General features: G+C 72.3%; 12 protein-coding genes, 1 tRNA gene, 1 other RNA gene and 2 pseudogenes. 4 read left to right on the top strand and 12 right to left on the bottom strand.

Annotation, left to right across the window (positions count from 1 at the left end):
* Nucleotides 1-11: 11 nt before the first annotated feature.
* The 5 genes from ACZZ0J_RS06000 to ACZZ0J_RS06020 all read right to left on the bottom strand — a co-directional run bounded on the left by ACZZ0J_RS06000 (nt 12) and on the right by ACZZ0J_RS06020 (nt 4,924).
* On the bottom strand, nt 12-1,499 hold the full coding sequence (locus ACZZ0J_RS06000) for a malate:quinone oxidoreductase (protein ID WP_463435467.1): 1,488 nt from the start codon (nt 1,497-1,499) through the stop codon (nt 12-14).
* A gap of 95 nt (nt 1,500-1,594) precedes the next feature.
* A complete protein-coding gene (locus ACZZ0J_RS06005; RefSeq protein WP_123292140.1) occupies nt 1,595-2,647 on the bottom strand; it encodes an aspartate-semialdehyde dehydrogenase in 1,053 nt (350 codons plus the stop codon).
* Between the two features lie 32 nt (nt 2,648-2,679).
* Entirely contained in the window at nt 2,680-3,945 is a 1,266-nt protein-coding gene (locus ACZZ0J_RS06010; protein ID WP_194646376.1) for an aspartate kinase, read from the bottom strand.
* A 116-nt stretch (nt 3,946-4,061) separates the two neighbouring features.
* Nucleotides 4,062-4,661, bottom strand: coding sequence for a recombination mediator RecR (recR, locus tag ACZZ0J_RS06015; RefSeq protein WP_111084231.1), 600 nt, complete (start codon nt 4,659-4,661; stop codon nt 4,062-4,064).
* A complete protein-coding gene (locus tag ACZZ0J_RS06020; RefSeq protein WP_463435470.1) occupies nt 4,661-4,924 on the bottom strand; it encodes a hypothetical protein in 264 nt (87 codons plus the stop codon). Before ACZZ0J_RS06020 ends, recR begins: the two co-directional genes overlap by 1 nt.
* A gap of 234 nt (nt 4,925-5,158) precedes the next feature.
* On the opposite strand from ACZZ0J_RS06020, the gene ACZZ0J_RS06025 reads away from it, so the two are divergent.
* The gene (locus ACZZ0J_RS06025; RefSeq protein WP_463435472.1) at nt 5,159-5,656 is read left to right on the top strand and encodes a hypothetical protein; all 498 of its coding nucleotides are present in this window, start codon (nt 5,159-5,161) and stop codon (nt 5,654-5,656) included.
* Between the two features lie 172 nt (nt 5,657-5,828).
* On the opposite strand, the gene ACZZ0J_RS06030 is transcribed toward ACZZ0J_RS06025, so the two are convergent.
* The 3 genes from ACZZ0J_RS06030 to ffs form a co-directional block, all read right to left on the bottom strand.
* Complete coding sequence (locus ACZZ0J_RS06030) at nt 5,829-7,514, bottom strand: DNA polymerase III subunit gamma and tau (RefSeq protein ID WP_463435474.1); 1,686 nt, start codon at nt 7,512-7,514, stop codon at nt 5,829-5,831.
* Nucleotides 7,515-7,678: 164 nt separating this feature from the next.
* A complete protein-coding gene (locus ACZZ0J_RS06035; RefSeq protein WP_463435476.1) occupies nt 7,679-15,256 on the bottom strand; it encodes a choice-of-anchor G family protein in 7,578 nt (2,525 codons plus the stop codon).
* A gap of 173 nt (nt 15,257-15,429) precedes the next feature.
* An RNA gene (gene ffs, locus ACZZ0J_RS06040) (signal recognition particle sRNA small type) lies at nt 15,430-15,526 on the bottom strand.
* A gap of 37 nt (nt 15,527-15,563) precedes the next feature.
* Between ffs and ACZZ0J_RS06045 the strand changes: the two genes are divergently transcribed.
* The gene (locus ACZZ0J_RS06045) at nt 15,564-16,238 is read left to right on the top strand and encodes an SDR family oxidoreductase (protein ID WP_131845678.1); all 675 of its coding nucleotides are present in this window, start codon (nt 15,564-15,566) and stop codon (nt 16,236-16,238) included.
* Nucleotides 16,239-16,410: 172 nt separating this feature from the next.
* Here ACZZ0J_RS06045 and ACZZ0J_RS06050 read toward each other — a convergent pair.
* Nucleotides 16,411-17,606: pseudogene (locus tag ACZZ0J_RS06050) on the bottom strand (acetate/propionate family kinase).
* A 66-nt stretch (nt 17,607-17,672) separates the two neighbouring features.
* Nucleotides 17,673-19,781 (bottom strand): phosphate acetyltransferase, encoded by a 2,109-nt coding sequence (gene pta / locus ACZZ0J_RS06055; protein ID WP_123292134.1) that lies wholly within the window; start codon nt 19,779-19,781, stop codon nt 17,673-17,675.
* 121 nt (nt 19,782-19,902) lie between these two features.
* On the opposite strand from pta, the gene ACZZ0J_RS06060 reads away from it, so the two are divergent.
* Nucleotides 19,903-19,990: transfer RNA gene (locus tag ACZZ0J_RS06060), tRNA-Ser, on the top strand.
* A gap of 292 nt (nt 19,991-20,282) precedes the next feature.
* Nucleotides 20,283-20,927: a hypothetical protein gene (locus ACZZ0J_RS06065; protein ID WP_123292133.1), complete on the top strand. Its 645-nt coding sequence runs from the start codon at nt 20,283-20,285 to the stop codon at nt 20,925-20,927.
* 19 nt (nt 20,928-20,946) lie between these two features.
* On the opposite strand, the pseudogene ACZZ0J_RS06070 reads toward ACZZ0J_RS06065, so the two are convergent.
* Together ACZZ0J_RS06070 and ACZZ0J_RS06075 are read right to left on the bottom strand one after the other, a co-directional pair.
* A pseudogene (locus tag ACZZ0J_RS06070) lies at nt 20,947-23,033 on the bottom strand (helicase HerA-like domain-containing protein).
* Between the two features lie 64 nt (nt 23,034-23,097).
* A complete protein-coding gene (locus ACZZ0J_RS06075) occupies nt 23,098-24,354 on the bottom strand; it encodes a multidrug effflux MFS transporter (RefSeq protein WP_463435479.1) in 1,257 nt (418 codons plus the stop codon).
* Between the last annotated feature and the right edge of the window lie 153 nt (nt 24,355-24,507).

A 24,507-nucleotide genomic window follows, 5' to 3' on the forward strand; every position in this document is an offset into this window, starting at 1 on the left:
GCCGGAGCCGCTCAGTGGTGCAGGCCGAGCACCTTCGCCGTGCGCTCGAGGGTGGCGTCGGCCAGGGCGGCGTCGTCGCCGAGGTCCTGCCCGTAGGTCGGGACCATCTCGTGAACGGCGTCCTGCCAGCCGTCCCAACGGTCGGGGAAGCACTTCCGGAGCAGGCCGAGCATGATCGGCACCGCGGTCGACGCCCCTGGCGAGGCCCCGAGGAGTCCGGCGATCGAACCGTCGGCGGCCGTGATGACCTCGGTGCCGAACTGCAGCACCCCGCCCCTGTCCTTGTCCGGCTTGATGACCTGCACCCGCTGGCCCGCGATGATCTTGTGCCAGTTCTCGGGCTCGGCGCTCGGCATGAAGTCGCGCAGCGCGTCGAACTTGGTCTGCTTCGAGGCGAGCAGCTGGCCGATCAGGTAGCGCACCAGGTCGAAGTTCGAGAACGCGACGCTCAGCATCGGGCGCAGGTTGTGCGGTCGGATCGACTTGAACAGGTCGAGCAGCGACCCCTGCTTCAGGAACTTCGGGCTGAACCCGGCGTACGGCCCGAACATCAGCGACGCGTTGCCGTCGACGATGCGGGTGTCCAGGTGCGGCACCGACATCGGCGGCGCCCCCACGCTGGCCTTGCCGTAGACCTTGGCTGCGTGCTTCTGCACGACTTCGGGATCGTCGGTGCGCAGGAACTCGCCGGAGACCGGGAAGCCGCCGTACCCGCGGATCTCCGGGATGCCGGACTTCTGCAGCAGCTGCAGGGCCCCACCACCGGCACCGACGAAGACGAACTTCGCGGCGATCTTCTGCGTCGACCGACCGACCTCGTTCAGGACGTCGAGCGCCCAGCCGTCGAAGTCCTTGCCCCGCGAGATGTTCTTGACCTGGTGGTTCGGTTCGAACTCGAGACCGTCGAGTTCGAGCTGGTCGAAGAGCTGCCGAGTGAGCGACCCGAAGTCGACGTCGGAGCCCGCCGCCGAGTAGGTCGCCGCGATCGGCTGGTCCTTCTTGCGACCGGGGATGAGCGCGGGCGCCCACTTGCGGATCTGGGCGGGGTCGTCCGAGAACTCGATCCCGGCGAACAGCGGATGCCCCCGCATGGCCTCGTACCGCTTGCGCATGTACTCGACGTTGTCCGCACCCCAGACGAAGGAGATGTGCGGGGTCGGGTTGATGAAGTTCGACGGGTCGGGCAGCGTACCGGTCTCGACCAGGTGCGACCAGAACTGCCGCGAGACCTGGAACTGCTCGTTGACCGTGACGGCCTTCGCGATCTCGACGCGACCGTCAGCGAGCTCGGGCGTGTAGTTCAACTCGCAGAGCGCGGAGTGCCCGGTGCCGGCGTTGTTCCATGGGTTCGAGGACTCCTGCGCCACGGCGCCGAGACGCTCGTACACGCGGATCTTCCACGAGGGCTCGAGCCGGTGGATGATCGCGCCGAGGGTGGCGCTCATGATGCCTCCCCCGACGAGGACGACATCGATCGGGTCCACCTGCTTCACTGCCACCCTTCGATCCTACCGGCGTCGACCGACAGGCCGGTCAGCCGCGCGCGGTGACCGAGTCGCTGCGCGCGGCCGTGCCGCTCCGCGCAGCCGTGCCGCTACGCGGCGACGGTGCGGCGCGCGACGATCGCCTCGGCGATCTGCACCGCGTTGAGCGCTGCACCCTTCCGCAGGTTGTCGTTGCTGACGAACAGCGCGAGCCCACGCCCCTCGGGCGCGGACTGGTCGGCACGGATGCGGCCGACGAACGCGGGGTCCTGGCCGGCGGCCTGCAGCGGCGTCGGCACGTCCGACAGCTCCACGCCGGGTGCGCTCGACAGGATCTCGGTCGCACGCTCGGGCGACAGCGGACGCTCGAACTCGGCGTGCACCGAGATGGAGTGGCCGGTGAAGACCGGCACACGCACGCACGTGCCGGCGACGAGCAGGTCGGGGAGCTCGAGGATCTTGCGGCTCTCGTTGCGGAGCTTCTTCTCCTCGTCGGTCTCCCCCAGGCCGTCCTCGACGATGCTGCCGGCGAGCGGCACGACGTCGAAGGCGATCGGGCGGACGTACTTGACCGGCTCGGGGAACGTCACGGCGGAACCGTCGTGGGTGAGCGCTGCGGTGTCCTGCTCGAGGGCGGCACGCGCCTGGCCGAGCAGCTCCTCGACGCCGGCGAGCCCGGAGCCGGAGACGGCCTGGTAGGTCGTCGCGACCAGACGGCGGAGCCCGGCCTCGGTGTCCAGCACCTTGAGCACCGGCATGATCGCCATGGTGGTGCAGTTGGGGTTCGCGATGATCCCCTTCGGGGCCTGGTCGATCGCGTGCGGGTTGACCTCGCTCACGACGAGGGGGACCTCGGGGTCCATGCGCCAGGCGCTCGAGTTGTCGACGACGAGCGCCCCGGCGGCGGCGAACTTCGGCGCGAGGGCGCGCGAGGCGGTCGCACCGGCCGAGAACAGGGCGATGTCGATGCCCGACGGGTCGGCCAGCTCGGAGTCCTCGACCACGATCTGCTCGCCGCGGAACGGCAGGGTCGTGCCGGCGGACCGGGCGCTCGCGAAGAACCGGACCTGGTCGGCCGGGAACGCGCGCTCTTCGAGCAGACGACGCATCACGGCGCCGACCTGTCCGGTGGCGCCGACGACGGCGACGGTGAGGGTGCTCATGCGGTGCTCCTGGTTCAGCGGGTCAGCGTGGGTCAGCGGCCGGTGCCGGCGTGGACGACGGCTTCGGCATCGGCGTCGAGGTCGAACGCGCTGTGCACGACCCGCATCGCCTCGTTGAGGGTGTCGGCGCGGGTGACGACCGAGATGCGGATCTCCGAGGTGGAGATCATCTCGATGTTGATCGACGCGTCGTGCAGCGCACGGAAGAGCTTCGCCGAGACGCCGGCGTTGGTGCGCATGCCGGCACCGACCAGGGCGAGCTTGCCGATCTGGTCGTCGTACTGGATGCTCTCGTAGCCGATGTCGGACTTCGCCACCTCGAGCGCCGTGAGCACGGTCTGGCCCTGGTCCTTCGGCAGGGTGAACGAGATGTCCGTCCGCCCGGTCGACGCCGCCGACACGTTCTGGACGATCATGTCGATGTTCGCCCCGGCACGCGCGACGTTGGTGAAGATCTCGGCGGCCTTGCCCGGCTGGTCCGGGACGCCCACGACGGTGATCTTCCCCTCGGAGAGGTCTCCGGCGATCCCGGTGATGATCGGTTCTTCCACGGTTTCCCCCTCGGCAGGGTTGTAGACGATGGTGCCCTCGGTGTTGTTGAACGAGGACCGGACGTGCAGGGTGACGCCGTGCCGGCGGGCGTACTCGACGGCACGGATGTAGAGGACCTTGGCGCCGGACGCCGCGAGCTCGAGCATCTCCTCGCTCGTGATGCGGTCGACCTTGCGCGCCTTCGGCACGACACGAGGGTCGGCGGTGAAGATGCCGTCGACGTCGGTGTAGATCTCGCAGACGTCGGCGTCGAGCGCGGCGGCGAGCGCGACGGCCGTCGTGTCCGAGCCGCCACGGCCGAGCGTGGTGATCTCGCCCGTCGTGCGGTTGAACCCCTGGAACCCCGCGACGATGGCGACGTGGCCGGAGTCGAGCGCCTCGCGCACGCGCTTCGGGGTGACGTCGACGATGCGCGCCTTGCCGTGCTGCGCGTCGGTGAGCATGCCCGCCTGGCTGCCGGTGTACGACGATGCTTCGACCCCGAGGCTCTTGATCGCCATCGCGAGCAGCGCCATCGAGATGCGCTCCCCCGCGGTCAGGAGCATGTCGAGCTCACGGCCGGCGGGGATCGGGGTGACCGAGTGCGCCAGGTCGACGAGTTCGTCGGTGGTGTCGCCCATCGCCGAGACCGCCACGACGACGTCGTTGCCGGCCTTCTTCGTCTCGACGATCCGCTTCGCCACGCGCTTGATGCTCTCGGCGTCCGCGACGGAGGATCCACCGAACTTCTGCACGATCAAGGCCACTGGCTGGTACTCCCGGAGACGGCGACACCGCGAGGTCACGCGGTCTCACAATGGTAGTAGGTGTTTCGAGGATGTTGCGTGCGAGCCGCCCCACACGCAACGATCCTGCGTGGAGCTCAGCCGCCGACGACGCGACGGCCCTCGAACGCGCGGCCGAGCGTGACCTCGTCCGCGTACTCGAGGTCGCCGCCGACCGGCAGGCCCGAGGCCAGCCGGGTCGTCCGGATGCCCATCGGGACGAGCAGCCGGCTCAGGTAGGTCGCCGTCGCCTCGCCCTCGAGGTTGGGGTCGGTCGCGATGATGACCTCTTCGACCGTGCCGTCGGCCAGGCGCGTCATGAGCTGCTGGATCCGCAGGTCGTCCGGGCCGATGCCGTCGATCGGGCTGATCGCGCCACCGAGCACGTGGTACAGCCCGCGGAACTCACGGGTGCGTTCGATCGCCGCGACGTCCTTCGCCTCTTCCACCACGCAGATCGTGGCCGGCGACCGGCGCGGGTCGCGGCAGATGCTGCACTGGACGTTCTCGGTGACGTTGCCGCAGATCTCGCAGAAGCGCACGCGCTCCTTGACGTCCGCCAGCAGCTCGGACAGCCGCGACGGGTCGAACGACTCGGTCTGCAGGATGTGGAAGGCGATGCGCTGCGCCGACTTCGGCCCGATGCCCGGCAGGCGACCGAACTCGTCGATGAGGTCCTGGACGATCCCGTCGTACATCAGGCACCGTCCTGGTGGAGAGCGGTCTCCTCGATGAACTGGGCATTGAGGATCTCACGCACCACGGCCTCACCGTAGCGACCGGCGACCGGCGCACGACGTGCCGGTGGTGCGGTCCGCGGTGCGGCCGGCGGAGCGGTCTGCGCGCGCGGGGCGACCGGCGCCTGCGCGGGTGCTGCGGCGGATCGGCCGTGACCGGGGTCCGGGAACGGCGCGCCGTCGTCGTACGGTTCGTCGTCCAGCGGGTAGTCGTCGACGGGCACGCCCGGTACGACGGGTCCTCCGGGAGGCGCGGCGACCGCCGACGACGCCGCCTGCGGTCCACCGTCGGTCGGCTGCACCCCCTGCGGTGCGGTGGCACCGGCGGGTTGCGCGGGTGCCTCGGACCGGGGCTGCTGCGGGTCGACGGACTCGGCCGGGGCGACGGGCGCGGCAGCCGGAGCGGTGCCGAAGGGGCCGCCCAGCCGGGTTCGACGGACTCGGGCACGGCGTCGGCGGTGGGGTCGCTCGCGGGGATCGTCGCGACCGCCCAGTCGGTGACGGGTGCGCCGGACGGTGCGGGAGCGGGTGCCGACGCAGCAGCGGGAGCCGGCGCCTGCTCGGCAGCCGGCGCCTGCTCGGCAGCCGGCGCCCCCGTGGGAGTGGGTGCCGACGCCGGAGCGGGTGCCTGCGCCGGAGCGGGTGCTTGCGCCGGAGCAGGTGCCTGCGCCGGACGGGGCTCCGGCTCGGTGGCGGCGGGACCGGACTCCGGCGTGGACGCCGCGGCTTCGGCTGCCGCCGTCGTGGCGGGCGCTGCGGAGGCGGCGGCCTCGGCAGGGGCGGCTCGACCATCCCCGGTGGCTGCAACAGCCTCGGAGGCCGGGGCCGACGTCGGAGCGGGCGCGGCGGACTGCGGCGCCGACGACGCCCGCGGCTGCGCAGCGGGCTGGCTCGCCGGTGCCGGACGACCGGCCGGCGCGGACGGCTGCTGTGTGGGGGCCGGGGTGCGCTGTTGACCAGGGCCTCCGGGACCGCGGGCGACGAACTTCACGCGGAGCCCGATGACGTCCATGATCGCGGCGCGGAGCAGTTCGCTCACGCTGGCCGAGGGGTCGGACATCTCCTTGAACGAGGCGACGTCCTGCTGGCTCGGGAAGGTCAGGGTCAGCACGTCGTCGCGCAGCGCGGTCACCTGTGCGGTGACGACCACCGACCACGCCGACCGCTTGGCGTGCTGCACGTGCTCGACGATCTGCGGCCAGGCGTCGCGCATCTGCTGGAAGCCCACGGCGCCGACGGTCCGGACCGCCGGCTCGTCACCGATCGTCGTGCCCTGGCCCGTGGACGAGGCGCTGACGGGTGTCGAGGCGCTGACGGACTCGGTGGCCGGGATGGTCGGAGCAGCAGGCTCGGGAGCGCTCGGGACGGCTGCGGCCCAGGAGGCTGCGGCGTCACGTGCCGCACTGCCGGCGTCGGACTGCGCCGCCGGAGCCGCGTTCGCCGACGCCGCGGCGGGAGCCTGCTGCGCGGCGGGAGCCTGCTGCGCCGCCGGGGCCTGCTGGACGGCGGGGCCCTGCTGCGCGGCGGGCTCCTGCCGACGCGGTGCCGCAGCCGACGACGGGGCCGGTGCGGGCGCCGTGCTGGTGGCGGCCGGCTGGGTGGACCCTGCGCCGCGACCGCGCCGGACGGTGCCTGGTGTCCGCCGGCGTCCCCGACACCGACGCGGCGCTCGAGCCGCTCGACCCGGGCGAGGGCGCCCCGCTGGGTGTCGTCGGCCTCGGGCACGAGCATGCGCGCCGTCATGAGCTCGAGGTGCAGCCGGGGCGAGGTCGCTCCGGTCATGTCGGTCAGCGCCTTGTTCGCGATGTCCGCGCCACGGGACAACCCGGTGGCACCGAAGACACCGGCCTGCCGGGTCATGGTGTCGAGCTCGTCCGGCGAGACACCGCGCAGGACCGCCGCGGCGCTCTCGTTCGTCGCCGCGACGACGATCAGGTCGCGCAGTCGCTCGAGCAAGTCCTCGACGAACCGACGCGGGTCCTGACCGGTCTGCACGACCCGGTCGATCGCAGCGAAGGCCGAGGCCGGGTCGGCCACGGCGAGGGCGTCCACGACGTCGTCGAGCAGCGCAGCGTCGGTGTAGCCGAGCAGGGCGACCGCACGCTCGTAGGCGATCGCGCCGTCTTCGCTGCCGGCGATGAGCTGGTCGAGCAGGGACAGGGTGTCGCGGACGGAACCGCCGCCGGCGCGCACGACCAGGGGCAGGACGCCGGGTGCGACCGTCACCGACTCCTGCGTGCAGAGCTGCTCGATGTACTCGAGCATGACCGCGGGCGGCACGAGCCGGAACGGGTAGTGGTGGGTACGCGACCGGATGGTGCCGATGACCTTCTCCGGCTCGGTCGTCGCGAAGATGAACTTGACGTGCTCCGGGGGCTCTTCGACCAGCTTGAGCAGCGCGTTGAACCCCTGCGGGGTGACCATGTGCGCTTCGTCGAGGATGAAGATCTTGTAGCGGTCGCGCGCGGGGGCGAACACGGCGCGGTCACGGAGGTCGCGCGCGTCGTCGACACCGTTGTGGCTCGCGGCGTCGATCTCGATGACGTCGAGCGAACCGCTGCCGTCACGGGCGAGCTCGACACAGCTCGGGCAGACGCCGCACGGAGTGTCGGTCGGCCCCTCGGCGCAGTTGAGGCACCGCGCCAGGATGCGGGCCGAGGTCGTCTTGCCGCAGCCGCGCGGACCGCTGAACAGGTAGGCGTGGTTGACGCGGTTGGTGCGGAGCGCCGTGCGGAGCAGGTCGGTGACCTGCGACTGCCCGATCAGCTCGGCGAAGTTCTCGGGCCGGTAACGGCGATACAGGGCGGTGACCACGCGACCAGGGTAGCCGGGACGACCGACACCTGCGTGCCCCTCCACAGGTCCACGGGCACTGGACCGGACCGCCTGCGCGGGGTGGGCCGAGCGCACGGACGGCACCGCGCCTCCCGGCCGACACGGGGTCGGACAGGAGGCGCGGTGCGTGACGCTGCTCGGGCTCAGCCGCGGCTGCGGCGGCGGGCACCCCTGGCCAGGCGGGAGAGCCCCAGCAGCAGGAACCCGAGGACCACGAGTCCGGCTGCCGTCCCGGCGATCGGGGCGACCTCCGCGCCGGTCCAGGCGAGTCCGCCGGGGCCGGTGCCGGACCCGGTGCCGGTACCCGTGCCGTTGCCCGGGTTGACGGGCGCACCGGGCGTGCCCGGCAGGCCGGGCGTTCCGGGCGTTCCGGGCGTTCCGGGGTTCCCCGGGGTTCCGGGCGTCCCCGGGTCACCCGGGCTCCCGGGGTCACCCGGCGTCACCGTGGCGGCGTCCACCACGACGCTGATCGTCTGGACGGCCGAGGTCGCACCCGCCACCGTCTGGGTGATCCGGAGGGTGTGCGGACCGACCGCGAGCCGGACCGTCGCCGACCAGGCGCCGGTCTCGTCCGCCGTCGTCGTGACCGGTGTCCCGTCGTCGGCGACGACCGTGACGGTCGCTCCCGGCTCGGCGGTGCCGGTGACCAGCCAGTCGACGTACCCGGCGGCCGAGGCCGTCTGGTGCGCGCCCGGCGTGGGCGACGTGACCGCGAGCGGGTCCACCGCGTCGACGACGATCGGCACCTCGGGTGCGGCGGTCGTCGTGCCGTTCACGGACTGGGTCGCACGGATCGTCCACGCACCCTCGGGCACGCGGTCGAACGTGACGCTCCAGTCGCCGTCCGCGTCGGCGGTCGTGGTGCGAACCTGGCCGTTCGACAGGGTCACCGTCACCGTCGTCCCCGGGGTCGCGTGCCCGGTCACCGTGAAGGAACCGGTGTCGCCGGGACCGCTCGCGGGGATGAGCTGACCCGGGGTCGGGCTGGTGATCGTGATGTCGGTCGCCTGGGCGACCACGACGGTGACGGCGCTGGTCACCGGGTCGGAGGTCCGACCGCCGACCGTCTGCGTCACCGACACCGTGTGCTCGCCTGCCGGCACGCCACCGATCGTGACCGTCCACGACCCGTCGTCGCCGGCGGTCGTCGTCGCGGTCCGTCCGTCGATGCCGACCGTGATCGTCGCCCCGGGCTCGGCCGTGCCGCTCACCGGGATCGACGCGGTCGTCCCGGTCGTCGGGACCACCTGTCCGTCGGTCGGGCTCGTCACGGCGACCGGGGTCGCCGCGGTCACCCGGAAGCCGACCTCCGGCGCGTCCGTCGTGGCGCCGTCGACCGTCTGGCTGGCGGCGATCGTGTGCGGACCGGTGCGGACGTCCGGCACGGTGACCGCCCAGTCGCCGTCGTCGTCCGCGGTCGTCGTGACCGCGGTGCCGCCGTCGATGCGCACCGAGACCGCGGCGCTCGGCGCCGCGGTGCCGACAACGCGGACGTCCGTCCGTCCGCCGAGCACGCGGTACGCGGTGCCGTCGGCCGGAGCCGTGACGACGATCGCGTCCGCCTCGGCGACCACCACTGTGACGTCGCGCTCGACCGGGGACGACGTGGTCCCGTTCACGACCTGGGTGACCGACACGGTGTGGTCACCAGCCGGCACGCCGGTCAGGCTCGTCGACCAGCGGCCGTCGGACCCGACCCGAACCGTCACCGGGTCGTCGTCGTCCAGGACGATCCGGACGTCGGCGCCGGGCTGGCCCTGGCCGCTGACCGGGACGGTCGCGGTCGGGTCGGAGTCCGGCACGGTGAAGGTCGCGTCGTCGGCCGGGGCGGTCACGGTCAGGGCGGCACCGGGGGCCACCGTGAAGGTGCTCCGGACCTGCTCGGACGTGGAGCCGTCGACCGTCTGGGTCGCGCGGATCGTGTGCTCCCCGACGTCCAGGCCGGGCAGCGCGAGGGTCCAGGTGCCCGCGTCGGTCGCGGTCACGGTCGTGGGGTCGCCCCCGTCGATCGTGACGCGGACCTGCGCACCGGGCTCGGCCGCGCCGCCTGCGGTGAGGGTGACGACCGAGTCACGCTGCGCGACCCGCACCGTCGAACCGTCCGCCGGCGTGGCGATCGTGATCGGGGCGGCGACGAGGACGCGGATGCGGACCGTCACCGGAGCCGACTCCGTGTCGCCCACGCGCTGGGTGACGCTCACGGTCCGGTTGCCGGCCGGCACCCCGGGGACGGTGACGCTCCAGGCGCCGTCGTCGTCCGTGGTGGTCGACTCGCTGCGGCCGCCGCCGAGGTCGACCACGACGGTCGCTCCGGGCTGTGCGGTGCCGCTGACGTCGACGGCGGTGGTCGCGTCCTCACCGGCGACCGTGTACTCCTGGCCGACGGTCGGTTCGTCGATCACGACGGGGGCGCCCGGCACGATCTCGAAGGTGGTCGAGGCCGGCGTGGTCGAGGTGGAGCCGTCGACGGTCTGGGTCACCTCGACGGTGTGCTCGCCGACTCCGAGGTCGGGGACGTCGACCGTCCACGAGCCGTCGTCGCCCGCGGTGACCTCGACGGGGTCGCGGTCGTCGACCGTGACCGTCACGGTGGAGCCCGGCTCGGCGTCGCCGGCGACCGTCACGGTCGTCGTGGCGTCGTCGTCGGCGACCGTGATCGGGTCGTCGCCCGGCTGCCGGATCGTGAGCGCGGCGGCGGCCACGACCGACACCGGTCGTTCGACCGCGGCGCTCGTGGTGCCGTTGACCGCCTGCGTGACCGAGGCCGTCCACGACCCGGTCGGCACGCCGTCGACCGTGGTCGACCACCGTCCCTGCTGGTCGACCCGTGCCGTAGCGCTGCCGCCGTCGCCCAGGTCGACCGTGACGGTCGCGCCGGGCTGGCCGGTGCCGGCGAAGTCGACGTCGGTGGTGGCGTCGCCGTCGGCGACCGTGACGGTGGTGGCAGCGGCGGGCATCGAGACGACGAGCGGGGAACCAGCACGGACCGACACCGCCGCCGTGACCGGCGACGACGTCCGGCCGCCGACGACCTGGGTCGCGGTGACGCGGTGGTCGCCCACGGGTACGTCCGCGAACGTCGCCCGCCAGGCGCCGTCGTCGTCGGCCCTGACCGTCTGGGTCGCGCCGGTGGAGAGCCGCACCGTGACCTCGGCGTCGGCCTGCGCGAGGCCGCTCGCCGCGACGTCGGCGGTGCCCGCCGCGTCCGCGACCGTCAGGACGTCGCCGTCCTCGGGGGTCGCGATGGTCAGGGCCGTCCCCACCCGCACCGTGACGGTCTGGGTCGGACTGGAGGCAGTGGTCCCGCCAACGGTCTGGGTCGCGGTGAGCGTCGGGGTACCGACACCGACCCCACCGAACGTGACCGTCCAGTCACCGTCGCCGTTCGCGGTGGTGGTCTGCGTGCTGCCGCCGAGCCGCACCGTGACCGGCGCGTCCGGCTCCGCCGTCCCCGAGACGACGACGTCACGCGTCGCGTCCGCGTCCGGCACGAGCAGGACGTCGTCGGCGTCGGGCGAGGTCACCGACACCGCGTCGGCGGCCTCGATCGTGATCGTGCGCTGGGCCGGTGCCGACGTGCGCGGGTCGGACACGGTGCCCGGGAGCGTCTGCGTCACCGACACGGGGTGCGGTCCGACGCCGAGGTCCGGGAACGTCACCGACCAGGTCCCGTCGGCCGCGATCGTGTCCAGTTGGTCGTCCGCGCCGTCGGTCGACGCGGTGACCCGGGCTCCGGGCTGACCGGTGCCGGAGACGGTGACGTCGCGCTCGACGTCCGGGCCGGCCACGGTGATCGGGTCCGCGCTCGGAGCCGTGATGGTCAGTGCGTTCGCCGTGACGACCTGGAACGTCGTCGGGATCGCGCTCGTGACGACGTCCTCGATCTCCTGGCTCGCCGTCACCGTGTACACACCCGTGGGGGCGAGTCCCGTGGCGTCGACGGCCCACGCGCCGTCGGCGTCCGCGGTCGTGGTGAACTGCGTGCCCGGTCCGACCGAGACGGAGACGGCGGCCAGCGGTTCGGCCGAGCCCGTGATCCGGACCGTCGCGGTGGCGTCGTCGTCGACCACGACGAAGCGGGTGCCGCTCGCCGGGGTGTCGATCACGATCGCGTTGCCCGGCACGACGGTGAAGTCCCGCGTGACGACGGGACCGTCGGTGCCGTTCACGGTCTGGACCGCGGTGACGGTGTGGTCGCCGATGCCGAGCTGGGTGCTCGGGACCGCCCAGTTGCCCGCCGTGTCCGCGACCACCTCGACGGCGTCCGCGTCGTCGATCGTCACAGCGACGGTCGCGCCCGGCTCGGCGGTCCCCCGGACGACGACGTTCGCCTGTCCGCCGGTGCCCGCCGGGATCTCCTGCGCATCGCCCGGAGCCTCGATGACCAGGGCGTCGCCGGCCTCGACCGTGAAGTCGCGGTCGATCGGCGCCGAGGTCGCTCCGCCGACGGTCTGCGTGACCGAGGCGGTGTGGTCGCCCGTGCCGACGTCCGACAGGGTCACCGACCAGGCGCCCTGCGCGTTCGCCGTCGTGGCGACCGCGTCGCCGTCGTCCAGGACGACCTCGACGTCGGCGTCCGGCTGGGCGGTCCCCCGCACCGTGACGTCCACCTCCGAGTCGTCGGTCGCGACCGTGACGGTCGCGTCCTGCACCGGGGCGGTCACGGCGAGCGGAGCGCCCGCCTGCACGGTGACGACCTGACGGACGGCGGGCGAGGTGGTGCCGTTCACCGTCTGCGTCGCCGCGATCGTGTACCGACCGACCGGGACGTCCTGGACGGTGACGGTCCACGAGCCGTCGTCCTCGGCCGTGGTCGTCGCGGTGCGCCCGGAACCGAGCGAGACCCGGACCTCGGCTCCGCCCTCGGCCGTGCCGGTCAGCCCGAGATCGGCCGTGGTGTCCGCGTCGAGGACCGTGACCACGTCACCGTCGTCGGGCGAGGTGATCGCGATCGGGTCACCGGCCGCGACGGTGAAGGTCGAGGTCACCGGCGCCGAGGTCGTGCCGTCGACGGTCTGCCGTGCCGTGACCGTGCGGTCGCCGGTCGGGACGCCCACGAAGGTCGCCGTCCAGTCGCCGTCGTCGTCCGCGTCCACCGCGGTGGTGAACGAGCCGCCGATGCCGACCGCGACCCGCGCGTTCGGGGCGGCGGAGCCGGAGACCGTGACCGGGGTCGTCGACGTCGCGTCCGCGACGGTGATCGTGCTGCCGTCGGCCGGTTCGTCGATGGTCAGCCCCGGAGCCGCCGTCACCGTGAAGTCGCGCTCGACCGGGCTGCTCGTGGTGCCACCGACCGTCTGGGTCACCTGCGCCGTGCGGTCACCCGCGGGGACGCCGGTGACGCTCGTCGACCACGTGCCGCCGGCGTTCGCCGTGGTGGTCGCGGTCAGGCCGTCGCCGAGGTCCACGTCCACGCGGGCCCCCGGCTGCGCGCTGCCCGAGAACGGGATGGAGCGGGTGTCGCCCGCGAGCGGGAAGTCCTGGTCCGCCGTCGGGGTGTCGACCGTCAGGCCCGCGGCGGCCACGACGCGGAACGCGCGGGTGACGGGGCTCGAGGTCGTGTCGCCGACCGTCTGGGTCACGCTCGCGGTCTGGTCGCCCACGGGGACGCCGGGCACGGTGACGCTCCAGGCGCCGCTGCCGTTCGCCGTGGTGGTCGCCGTCCGGCCGCCACCGAGGTCCACGTCGATCCGCGCGTTGGCGGTCGCCGTGCCCGTCAGGGTCACCGGCGTGGTCGTCCCGGTGGTCGTGAAGGTCTGACCGGCCGTCGGGGTCGTGATGGTCAGTGCCTGCTGTGCGACGACCGAGAAGGTCTGGGCCGCGGAGCCCGCCGCCGTCCCGTTGACCGTCTGGTTCGCCGTAGCCGTGTGGTCGCCGACCGGGACGTTCGGGATCGAGGTCGTCCACGTGCCGTTCGCCGCCACGGTGGCCGTGCCGGTGCGTCCGCCGCCGAGGCTCACGGCGATGGTCGCGCCCGGCTCACCGGCACCGCTGACGGTGATGCTCCGGGTGGACGAGGCCGAGGGGACGCTGAACTGCTGGTTCGCCGTCGGGGCCGTGATGGTCGGCGGAGCGATGGCCGTCGCGCGGACGGTCGAGGTGGCGAGGTCGACGGTGGCGACGTTCGCGCCCGGCAGCACCGAGAGCCGGAGGGCGTGCACGCTGCGCGACCCCGGGTCGTACCCGCGCGCGTCGCGGAAGCCGGTGGTGGTGTCCTGTGCGTTCACGGTCAGGTCGACCACCTGGCGGAGCAGCAGCACGACGGGGCGCAGCAGCGTGGACACCGCGGTGGTCGTCGCGGTGAGCGTGGTGCCGAGGGTCGTCAGGGCCGTGCCGGTGACGAGCGGCCGCACGATGGTCTGCAGTGCCGGGACCACGATGGAGTTCACGGCGGGGGCGAGCAGGTTCCCGAGGACGGTCAGCCCGAGCGGGCCGCCGGTCGCGGTGACGGTGGCGTTCGCCGGGGCGGTGCCGGCCAGGGCGCCGAGCGTGGTGTCCGCCCGGAGCGCCAGGGCGGTGAGCGGGACGCCGGCCGCGTTGACGTTGGCGGTGACGTTCACGGCCACCGCGGTCGAGTTGATCGTGTTCACGACGGCGGTCTGCAGCGCCGTCGGCAGCTGGGTGCCGAGGATCGTCGTGATGCTCTGGTTGATCGAGCTGACGGCCGCTTCGGTCAGCACCGGGGTGTTCGCCGGCTGGTTGTTCAGTGTCGTCAGCTTGTCGAGGTCGACGGTGATCGCGCCGGTCGCCGGCGTGATCGTCACCGCGCCGTCCGTCAGCGGCTGTGCGAGCACCTGCTCGAGCGTGCCGTCGAGGTTGAGGTTGACCGAGGCGGTCACGTTCGTGCCGTTGAGGTTGACGAGTCCGAGGGCCGTGGACCGGAGCAGCCGCTGGAGCTCGGCGGTCAGCGCCGTCGTCGTGCCGGACAGCGCGCCGTTCGCCCCGACCGTGGTGTTCACGGAGTTCGAGAGCGTGCGCAGGTCGGTCCGCAGCGACGTCGTCAGGCCTGCAACCGCGGGGCTGGTGAGGTTCAGGTTCGCGCCGGCGATGCGGTAGTCGGTCGTGGTGCCGACCGTGGCGCCGCGCGTGGACTGGATGCGGGACGCCAGGGCACCGATCTGCAGCTGCGCGTTCGACAGCACCGTGGTGTCCGCGCCCACCCGCGAGAACAACGGGTTCAGGTTCAGGGTGCTGGCTCCGGTGCCGAGTCCCGTGCCGACCCCGATGCCGCCGTCGTTGGTCAGCAGGCCGGACGACGCCGTGGCCCCCGATGCCGAGGTGGTGGCGTACTGCCCGTCCACCCCGAGCGTGAGGATGCCGTTGGTGCCGAGCAGGTCGATGTCGTTGCCCAGGTCCACGCCCACCGCGTTCAGGGCGGTGAGGTTCAGCGGCTGGTTCGTGGTGCCGCCGCCCGTGGTCACCCCGCGTGCGGAGTACGCGCCACCGAGCTGGGCGATGTCGTCGACGTTGACGATCCCGGAGCCGCTGAGCAGGACGCCCTCGCCCTCGGCGACGTCGGTCTGTGCCGCCGCCGCCGGTTGGATCGCCACGGTGGCGGCGACGAGCGCCGTCACCGTGGCGATGACACTGCCGCGCAGGAGGAGACGCCGATCGTCCGATGCTCGTCGTCGAGCTCGGTCGCCAGCATCGATGATCCGTCGTGTCCAGTTGTTCGCTGCGGTCGGTACCCGGGTACCGCGCTGCGACGCGTGCCTGCGCATGCGTGTCTCTCATCCTGGCGAGCGCACCCGCCACCTGATCCTCGGATCTCCCCCGCTGGTGAGGCGGTGGAGTCAGGAATCCTGGTTGGGGATTCCTGAGGCAGATCTTTACACACGATCAGGTTGCTGTCCGCAACCCGTTACGAAACAGACATGCGGAGACGCGCGGAGACAGAAAAGACTCCCCACGCACCCGCCAGAGCCCGGCTACCCTTGCTGCGTTTCCGCCCTGGGGGAGTTCACCTGGATGGCGTCACGTGAGGAGCCGCCGACAACTCTACCGGATGCGACCGGGCAGGATTGACACATGAAGATCGCCATCGCCGGAGGACACGGCCAGATCGCACTGCTCCTCGCCCGCCAGATCACCGACGCCGGACACGACGCCGTCGCGATCGTCCGCAACCCCGCGCACGTCGCCGACGTGGAGCAGCAGGGTGCCACGGCGATCGTCGCGGATCTCGAACAGCTCGGCGACGACGACCTGGCACTGCGCCTCCGCGGGGTCGACGCCGTGGTCTTCGCCGCCGGCGCCGGCCCGAACAGCGGCGCGGAGCGCAAGCTCACCGTCGACCGGGACGGCGCGATCCTGCTCGCGGACGCCGCGGAGCGCGCCGGCATCGACCGCTACGTGATGGTGTCGGCGATGGCGGCGGACACCTACGACCCGGAGGCCGCGGTGGTCCCCGCGAAGGACGACGCCGCCGTGTTCCAGGTCTACCTCCGGGCGAAGGCCGAGGCCGACGCGAACCTGCGCGCCCGACGGCTGCGGTGGACGATCGTGCGTCCCGGAGGCCTGCTCGACACCCCGCCGCAGGGAACGGTCGACGTCGGGCGGACCGTCCCGCGCGGCTCGATCCCCCGTGCCGACGTCGCCACGGTCGTGCTGCACGCGCTGCTCGACGACTCGGCGGTCGGAGTCCAGTTCGAGGTCACGAGCGGCAACACGCCGATCCCCGCGGCCCTCGACGCCTTGTCCTGAGGCGCGCGCCCCGTCCGCACCGTGCGCACCTCGTCACCCCGTGCGAGCTTGCACGCTCCGTGCCGCGCCACAAGCGCGCACCCAGCCACCAACCCCGCACCAGCCCATGCAGGCCGCACCGTGCGGACAACCGGCGGCGCAGCCCGGCGCGCACCGCGCAGCCCGCCCCGCGTCAGAGCGCGACCGCAGCCGACTGCCGGGCGATCTCCAGTTCCTCGTTCGTCGGGATGACGAGCACCGCGACACGTGACGTGTCCGTGGAGATGACCCGGGCCTCCCGGGATCCCAGCTCGTTGCGGTCCGCGTCGATCTCGATGCCCAGGTGCTCGAGCCCGGCGAGCACACGCCGGCGCAGCAGCGCGTTGTTCTCGCCGACGCCGGCGGTGAAGACCACCGCGTCGAGCCCGCCGAGCTGCGCCGTGTAGGCGCCGACGTATCGGCGGATCCGGTGGCGGTACACGGCGAGTGCCGCCTCGGCGACCTCGTCGCCGTTGAGGGCGGCGTCCTGGACGTCGCGCATGTCGCCGTTGCCGGTGAGGCCGAGCAGCCCGGACTGCTTGTTGAGCATGGTGTCGAGCTCGTCGAAGGACAGCCCGGCCTCGCGGTGCAGGTGCAGCAGGACGGCGGGGTCGAGGTCGCCGGAGCGGGTGCCCATGACGAGGCCCTCGAGCGGCGTGAGGCCCATCGACGTCTCGATCGACTTCCCGCCGTCGATCGCCGCGGCCGACGCACCGTTGCCCAGGTGCAGCACGATGGTCTTCAGCTCGGACAGCGGGCGGTCGAGGAAGACCGCTGCCTGCTCCGAGACGTACTTGTGGCTCGTGCCGTGCATGCCGTAGCGGCGGATGGAGTACTTCGTCGCCAGGTCGGCCGGGATCGCGTACGTGTACGCGTGCGGCGGCATGGTCTGGTGGAACGCGGTGTCGAACACGGCGACGTGCGGCACGTCGGAGAACACCTGCTTCGCGGCCCGGATCCCCTCGAGGTTTGCCGGGTTGTGCAGCGGCGCGAGGCTGTTCAGCGCCTCGATCTGTCGTTCGACGTCGTCCGTCACCACCGTTGCGCGGTCGAAGGTGGTGCCGCCGTGCACGACGCGGTGGCCGACGACGGCCGGCGGGTGCTCGTCGAACGACGGACCGACCTTGGCGAACGCGTCGATCATCGCTTGGAACCCGGCGGCGTGGTCCGGCACGGACGCGGCGTCGTTCGACGACGACTCCCCCGTCAGCGCGTTGGTGTGCTTCCACGCGCCGGCCGACTCGCCGATGCGCTCCACGAGCCCGGAGGCGAGCGTGCGCTCCCCTCGAGTTCGATGAGCTGGTACTTGAACGAACTCGATCCGGAGTTCACGACGAGGGCTGCGGTCACGGGTGGTGTCGCTTTCTGCTCATGGCCTGGTCGGCCGGACGGGAGGCGCGGTGTGCGTCGCGCAGGTCAGGCCGCGTCGGACGCGGTGCCGGCCTGGATCGCGGTGATCGCGACGGTGTTCACGATGTCGCTGACGAGGGCGCCGCGGGAGAGGTCGTTGATCGGCTTGCGCAGTCCCTGCAGGACGGGCCCGATGGCGACCGCTCCGGCGGAGCGCTGCACGGCCTTGTACGTGTTGTTGCCCGTGTTGAGGTCCGGGAAGATGAAGACGGTCGCCTTGCCGGCCACCGGGGAGTCCGGCATCTTCGTGCTCGCGACCGTCGGGTCGGCTGCGGCGTCGTACTGGATCGGGCCCTCGACGAGCAGGTCGGGACGGCGTTCGCGGACGAACGCGGTTCCGGCACGGACCTTGTCGACGTCGGCGCCGGTGCCGCTGTCGCCGGTCGAGTAGCTGAGCATCGCGACGCGGGGGTCGATGCCGAACTGGGTCGCCGTCTCGGCCGACGAGATCGCGATGTCGGCGAGCTGCTCGCTCGTCGGGTCCGGGATCACCGCGCAGTCGCCGTAGACCAGGACGCGGTCGGCGAGCGCCATCAGGAACACGCTCGACACGATCGACGTGTCCGGACGGGTCTTGATGATCTCGAAGGACGGCCGGATGGTGTGCGCGGTGGTGTGCTTCGCGCCGGAGACCATGCCGTCGGCGAGTCCGAGCTGGACCATCATCGTGCCGAAGTACGAGACGTCGGTCACGGTGTCGCGCGCGAGCTCGATCGACATCCCCTTGTGTGCGCGGAGCCGGGTGTACTCCTCGGCGAAGCGTTCGCGGAGCTCGGGGTCGAACGGCGACACGAGCTGGGCGGCGTCGAGGTCGAGTCCGAGCTCGGTCGCGCGGGTGCGGATCGCGGCGGGGTCGCCGAGGATCGTCAGCTCGCAGACCTGGCGGGCGAGCAGCGTCGACGCCGCGCGGAGGATGCGGTCGTCCTCGCCCTCGGGCAGCACGATGTGCTTGCCGTACCCTCGTGCCCGGTCGAGCAGCCCGTGCTCGAACATGAGCGGCGTGACGACGCCGGACGGCGTGAGCTGCAGACGGTCGCGCAGGGATTCGGCGTCGACGTGCTGCTCGAACAGGGCGAGCGCGAGGTCGGCCTTGCGGGGCGAGTCCGCCGCCAGGCGCCCGCGGGTCTGCGTGATGCGGAGGGCGGTGTCGTACGTGCCCAGGTCGTTCTGCGCGATCGGCAGCGAGCTCGACAGCCCCTCGAGCAGCCGGGAGATCTGCGGTGCGGTCTCGAACCCGCCGTTCAGGATCACGCCGGCCAGGCTCGGGAACGTGTCCGACTGGTTCGCCAGCAGGGTCGCGATGAGCACGTCGCTGCGGTCACCGGGGACCACGACGATGCCACCCTCGATCAGGCGCGGCAGGACGTTCTCCATGCTCATGCCGGCGACGACGGTGCCGAGTGCCTCGCGGTCGAGCAGGGCGTCGTCCCCGCGCACCAGGGTGGCGTCGGTCGCCTGCAGCAGCGCACGGACGGTCGGGGCGACGAGGACGCGGTCCTCCGGGATCGCCCACACGGGCACGTCCGGGTGGTCGTCGTGCACGGCCCGCTCGACACTCGCCACGATCGCGGCGAGGGCCTCGGGGTCGGCGCGGTTCACGACGACGCCGAACAGCTGCGCGTGTGCCGCCCGGAGCTCGCTCGTCGTGACGTCCGCGACCTGCGCCATCCCCTCGGGTGTGCGGGCACCGCGCTCGGCGGCGTCACGACCACCGAGGACGAGGAGCACCGGGGCGCCGAGGTTCGCGGCGACCTTCGCGTTGAACGACAGCTCGGTCGGGCTGCCGACGTCGGTGTAGTCGGACCCGAGCACGACCACCGCGTCGCACTGCCGCTCCACCTGGGCGAAGCGGTTCACGATGGTGCCGAGCGCGGCGTCCGGATCCGCGTGGACGTCGTCGTAGGTGACCCCCACGGCGTCGTCGTACGAGATCCCGACCGCGGTGTGCTGCAGCAGCAGTTCGAGCACGTAGTCGGGTTCGGCGACCGAGCGGGCGACGGGGCGGAACACGCCGACGCGGCCGACGGAGCGCGCGAGGGTCTCGAGGACACCGAGGGCGACGGTGCTCTTGCCCGTGTGCCCTTCTGCTGACGTGATGTAGATGCGGGTCGACACGCGTCCCAGGGTAGTCGCCGGACATGTCACGACAACTGGGAGCACCCGCCTCGACGACACACGGTCGTGAGCACCCCCGGGAACCTGTACCATTGGGTGTCGCCGTCGCGAGACAGCGCAAGGAGAATTCGCCTAGTGGCCTATGGCGCACGCTTGGAAAGCGTGTTGGGTGCAAGCCCTCGGGGGTTCGAATCCCCCATTCTCCGCCAGCAAGGCCCCGCACCGAGTGCGGGGCCTTCGTCGTTCCGGGCTGCGCGCGTCGTGGTCGCGTCGGCTGGTCCCCCACGCGGCGGACCCACCTGTCCCCTGTTCGCCAAGGACTGGCCGTCAAACGCCGATCCGGGGTGGAACGGGCTGTCCCCGGTCCCCGTCGTGCGCCTATGCTTGCCGGAGCGGACGACTCCGGGACGAGTCGACCGCGGTGCATCGAGCGGCAGGGGCGTCGCTCGCAGGGCGGCCGATTCGGCGTGCCCGGGAGACCCGAGGGTTCAGGAGACGCGCATGGGGGACATGACGGTGCCAGCGACGCCGCACCTGCGTGCCACCGTGTACGACGTCGTCCTCCGCCCCCGCCGGTCCCTCGTCCGTTCGACTGCGTTGAGCATCGTGTTCTCGGCCGTGCCGCTCGCCGTCGCCCTGGTCTGGGTGTCGTTCCCGTTCCGGACGTGGGCGATGGTCGCGACCGTGGTCGTCGCGCTGGCGGTCCTCGTGGGAGTGGTCTTCGTCCGACTGAGCACGGCGTACATCGGCATCGACCCCGACGGCCTGACGATCCGGGGCGTGGTCACCGCGCACCGTCGGATCCCCCGCGACCGTGTGCACAGCCTGGTGCTCGCCACCACCTACGGCAGCTCGGTCGACCGCACCATGCGCGAGCTCGTGGCGTTCGACGCGACGGGCGCCCACCTGTTCCGCATCCGTGCCGACGTGTGGGGCGACGACGGGCTCGCCCAGGTCGTCGACGCCCTGGGCGTCCAGGTGACGGAAGAGGCACGTCCGGTCTCGGCCCGGGTCTTCGCGAAGCGCTACCCGTCGAGCCGCGCCTGGTACGAACAGCGGCCGGCCTACCTGCTCGTCGGCGGCGTGGCAGCACTCGTCGTCCTGGGTCTGCTCGTCGTCGAGTTCACCGGCCTGCTCGGTCGCTGACGCTCGGCGCTGCTGGACGTCACCGACGTCGGCGCAGCGTCGAGAAGATCCCCTGCACGACCTCCTTCGCGATCGTGCCGCCGAGCCGTGACCCGAGCAGGTCCGACAGCGGGTCGTCCGCCTTCCGTGAGGTCGTCGTCCGCGTGCTCCGCCCCGACCGGCCCGAACGCCGCGACGCCGCAGCCCGCTCGGCCTTCTCGAACTCGCGCTGCGTCCGCTCGTACTCCTTCTGCGCAGCAGCCCGCTCGCGTTCCTCCTGCTTGGCCTGCGCCGCGGCCTCCTTGGCCGCGGTCGCCGCAGCCCGCGCGGTTTCCTTCTCGGCCTCGGCCGCCGCGAGGGCTGCGTCCTTCTGCGCGTCCGCCGCCGCCGCCTCGGCAGCAGCTGCCTCCATCCGATGTGCCAGCATCTCGTGCGCCGAGTCCGGGTCCACCCGGGTGCCGTACGTCGCGAGCAACGGTGATGCCTGCACCCGCGACTGCATCTCGGCGGCGGGCATCGGGTCCATCGAGCCCTGCGGCGCGCGCAACCGGGTCCACGCGACCGGCGTCGGCGCGCCCTTCTCGTTCATGACGGTGACGATCGCCTCGCCGGTCGCGAGGGAGGTCAGCACCTCGCCCAGGTCGTAGTCGCTCGACGGGTAGGTCGACACCGTTGCCCGGAGCGCCTTCGCGTCGTCGGGGGTGTGCGCCCGCAGCTGGTGCTGGATGCGCGACCCGAGCTGCGCCAGGACGTCGTTCGGCACGTCCTTCGGGGTCTGGGTCACGAAGAAGATCCCGACGCCCTTCGACCGGATCAACCGCACGGTCCGCACGATCTGGTCCGTGAAGTCCTTCGACGCCCCGCTGAACAACAGGTGTGCCTCGTCGAAGAAGAACACCAGCTTCGGCTTGTCCTGGTCGCCGACCTCCGGCAGTTCGTTGAACAGGTCGGCCAGTAGCCACATCAGGAAGGTCGAGAAGACCTCGGGCTGGTCCTGCACGCCCGGGACCTCGAGCAGGCTGACGATCCCCGGCCGTCCGCCGCCGTGCGCAGGAACACCTGCGTGTCGATCTCGGGCTCGCCGAAGAACTGGTCGGCACCCTTGTCGGCGAACGTGATGAGCTCGCGCAGGATCACCCCGGCGGTCTGCTTCGACAGACCACCGAGCTCGGCGAGTTCACCCTTGCCCTGGTCGCCCACCAGGAACGTCAGCACGCTCCGCAGGTCGGCCAGGTCGACGAGCGGCAACCCGGCCTGCTCGGCGTAGTGGAACACCAGTCCGAGCGAGGACTCCTGGGTGTCGTTCAGGCCGAGCACCTTCGACAGCAGCAACGGCCCGAACCCGGACACCGTCGCGCGGATCGGCACGCCCGTGCCCTGACCACCGAGCGAGAAGAGCTCCGCCTGGCTCGCGACACCCTGCCACTGCTGGCCGATGCCCGCGGTGCGCGCGAGCAGCTTCTCGTTCCCCTGCCCGACCACCGCGAGCCCGGACAGGTCGCCCTTGATGTCGGCCGCGAAGACCGGCACGCCGTTCGCCGCGATCTGTTCGGCGAGGACCTGCAGCGTGCGGGTCTTGCCGGTACCGGTCGCGCCGGCGACCAGCCCGTGTCGGTTCAGCATGCCGAGCGGGATGCGGACCTGGACGTCGGGCTGCGCCTCGCCGTTCACCAGGGCACCGAGTTCGAGCGCCTGCCCCTCGACGGTGTAGCCGGTGCGGATCGCGGCGACGGCGTCCGGTCCGAGCGGGCCCCCGCCACTGCCGGGAGGCGCGGTGCCGGCCGCGGGGGCGTCCGCCGGTGCCGGGACGGCCGCGTCGGGGGCCGCCGGCGCGTCGTCCGGGACGGCTGGGGTGGGTCCAGCGGTGGTGGGCTCTGGAGCCGGTGGGGTGGCGGCGGCGGGCTCCGCGTCGGGGGCGAGCCGGGCCTCCTGTCCGGAGGGTGCCGGGGATTCGGCGACGGCCGGTTCGGCGTCCGGCGTGAGTGCTTGTGCTTGTGCTTGTGCCGCGAGCGCGGCCGCGAGCTCCTCGGCCCGCTGCACGGCTTCGTCGGCCAACCGGCGTGCCTCGTCCGCTGCCTGTTTGGCGGCCTCGGCCGCTGCCCGTGCCTGCTCCACCGCGTCACTCATGGGCACAGCCTATGGACGCGCGGGGGCCGCTGTCCGGCTGTTCCGGGCAGCTGTGGAGAACCCGTCAGTGCGTGAGCTCGGGAACCGTCCGGGGCCGCACCACGAACCACAGGATCAGGATGGCCATCACCGCGGTCGAGGCCATCACGATCGCCATCGGGGTCGCGGTCGTGATGCCGAGCCAACCGACGATCGGCGAGATCAGGCCGGCGACGCCGAAGTTCAGGGCGCCGAGCAGCGACGCCGCCGTTCCGGCCTCCTTGCCGTGCGCAGCCAGGCCGATGACCTGGACGAGGGGGAACGAGAACCCGCACGCCGCGATGAAGAACCACAGGGGCACGAGCACGCCCACGAGCCCCGCACCGAGCTGGTCGAGCACGATGATCGCGATCGACGCCAGGAACAGGGTCGCCGTCGAGCACGCGAGGATCCACTGCGGCCCGACGCGCTGCGCCAACCGCGCGGAGATCTGCACACCGAGCACGACGCCGACGGAGTTCACCGCGAAGAGCAGTCCGTACTGCTGCGCGTCGAGTCCGTAGACACCCTGGAACAGGAACGGCGACGAGCTGAGGTACGAGAACAACCCGCTGAAGACCATCGCCCCGATGAGCGCGACGCCCACGAAGATCCGGTCGGAGAACAGCGCCTTGTACCGCTGACCGATCGTGGAGTGGCCGGCCTCGCGACGACGGGCCGGGGGCAGGGTCTCGACGATGAGCAGGATCGACGCGATCACCACGGCCAGGCCGTAGCAGGCGAGGAAGACGAAGATGCCGCGCCAGCTGGTGAACTGGAGCATCTGCGAGCCGATGAGCGGCGCGAGGATCGGCGCCAGTCCGTTCACCATCGCCAGGCGGGACAGCATCCGGACGAGTGGCTTGCCGCCGAACAGGTCGCGCACGGTGGCCATCGCGACGACACCGCCGGCGGCCGCGCCCATGCCCTGGAGCACGCGGAACACCGCGAGGAGCTCGATGTCGGGAGCGGTCGCCGCGCCGATCGACGCGGCGATGTGCACCGTCGTCGCGATGATGAGCGGCAACCGGCGGCCGACCTTGTCGCTCCACGGCCCGACGAGCAGCTGCCCGAACGCGAACCCGAGCGTCGTCGCCGTGAGCGTCAGCTGCACGGCGCCGTCGGTGACGCCGAACTGCTCCTTGATCGCCGGGAACGCCGGCAGGTACAGGTCGATCGTGAACGGCCCGAGCGCCGTCAGGGCGCCCAGGACGAAGACGTAGACGAGTCGCTGCCCACGGGAGAGGGAGTCTCCGGGGTGCAGGACGACCCGGAGCGAACCGGTGGTGGCGGGCGCGGTCACGAGCAGGAGTCCTTCGGCGGTGAGGGGCGGGGAGGTGATCGCGGCGTCGATCGAATCGATTCGTCCGCGGAACCATCCTACGGGCCGACGGAACACTCCCGACGCCGCCGGCACGGATTGCCCGCGTGTTGCCACCCGCCGTCAGCGGGCCGA

The sequence above is a fragment of the Curtobacterium sp. AC272 genome, from assembly GCF_979258155.1.

What these genes read in the sequence shown, in the direction of transcription:
- ACZZ0J_RS06005 (WP_123292140.1), bottom strand. Translation starts at nt 2,647, where the DNA reads ATGAGCACCCTCACCGTCGCCGTCGTCGGCGCCACCGGACAGGTCGGC.
- recR (WP_111084231.1), bottom strand. Translation starts at nt 4,661, where the DNA reads ATGTACGACGGGATCGTCCAGGACCTCATCGACGAGTTCGGTCGCCTG.
- ACZZ0J_RS06035 (WP_463435476.1), bottom strand. Translation starts at nt 15,256, where the DNA reads ATGCGCAGGCACGCGTCGCAGCGCGGTACCCGGGTACCGACCGCAGCG.
- ACZZ0J_RS06045 (WP_131845678.1), top strand. Translation starts at nt 15,564, where the DNA reads ATGAAGATCGCCATCGCCGGAGGACACGGCCAGATCGCACTGCTCCTC.
- ACZZ0J_RS06065 (WP_123292133.1), top strand. Translation starts at nt 20,283, where the DNA reads ATGGGGGACATGACGGTGCCAGCGACGCCGCACCTGCGTGCCACCGTG.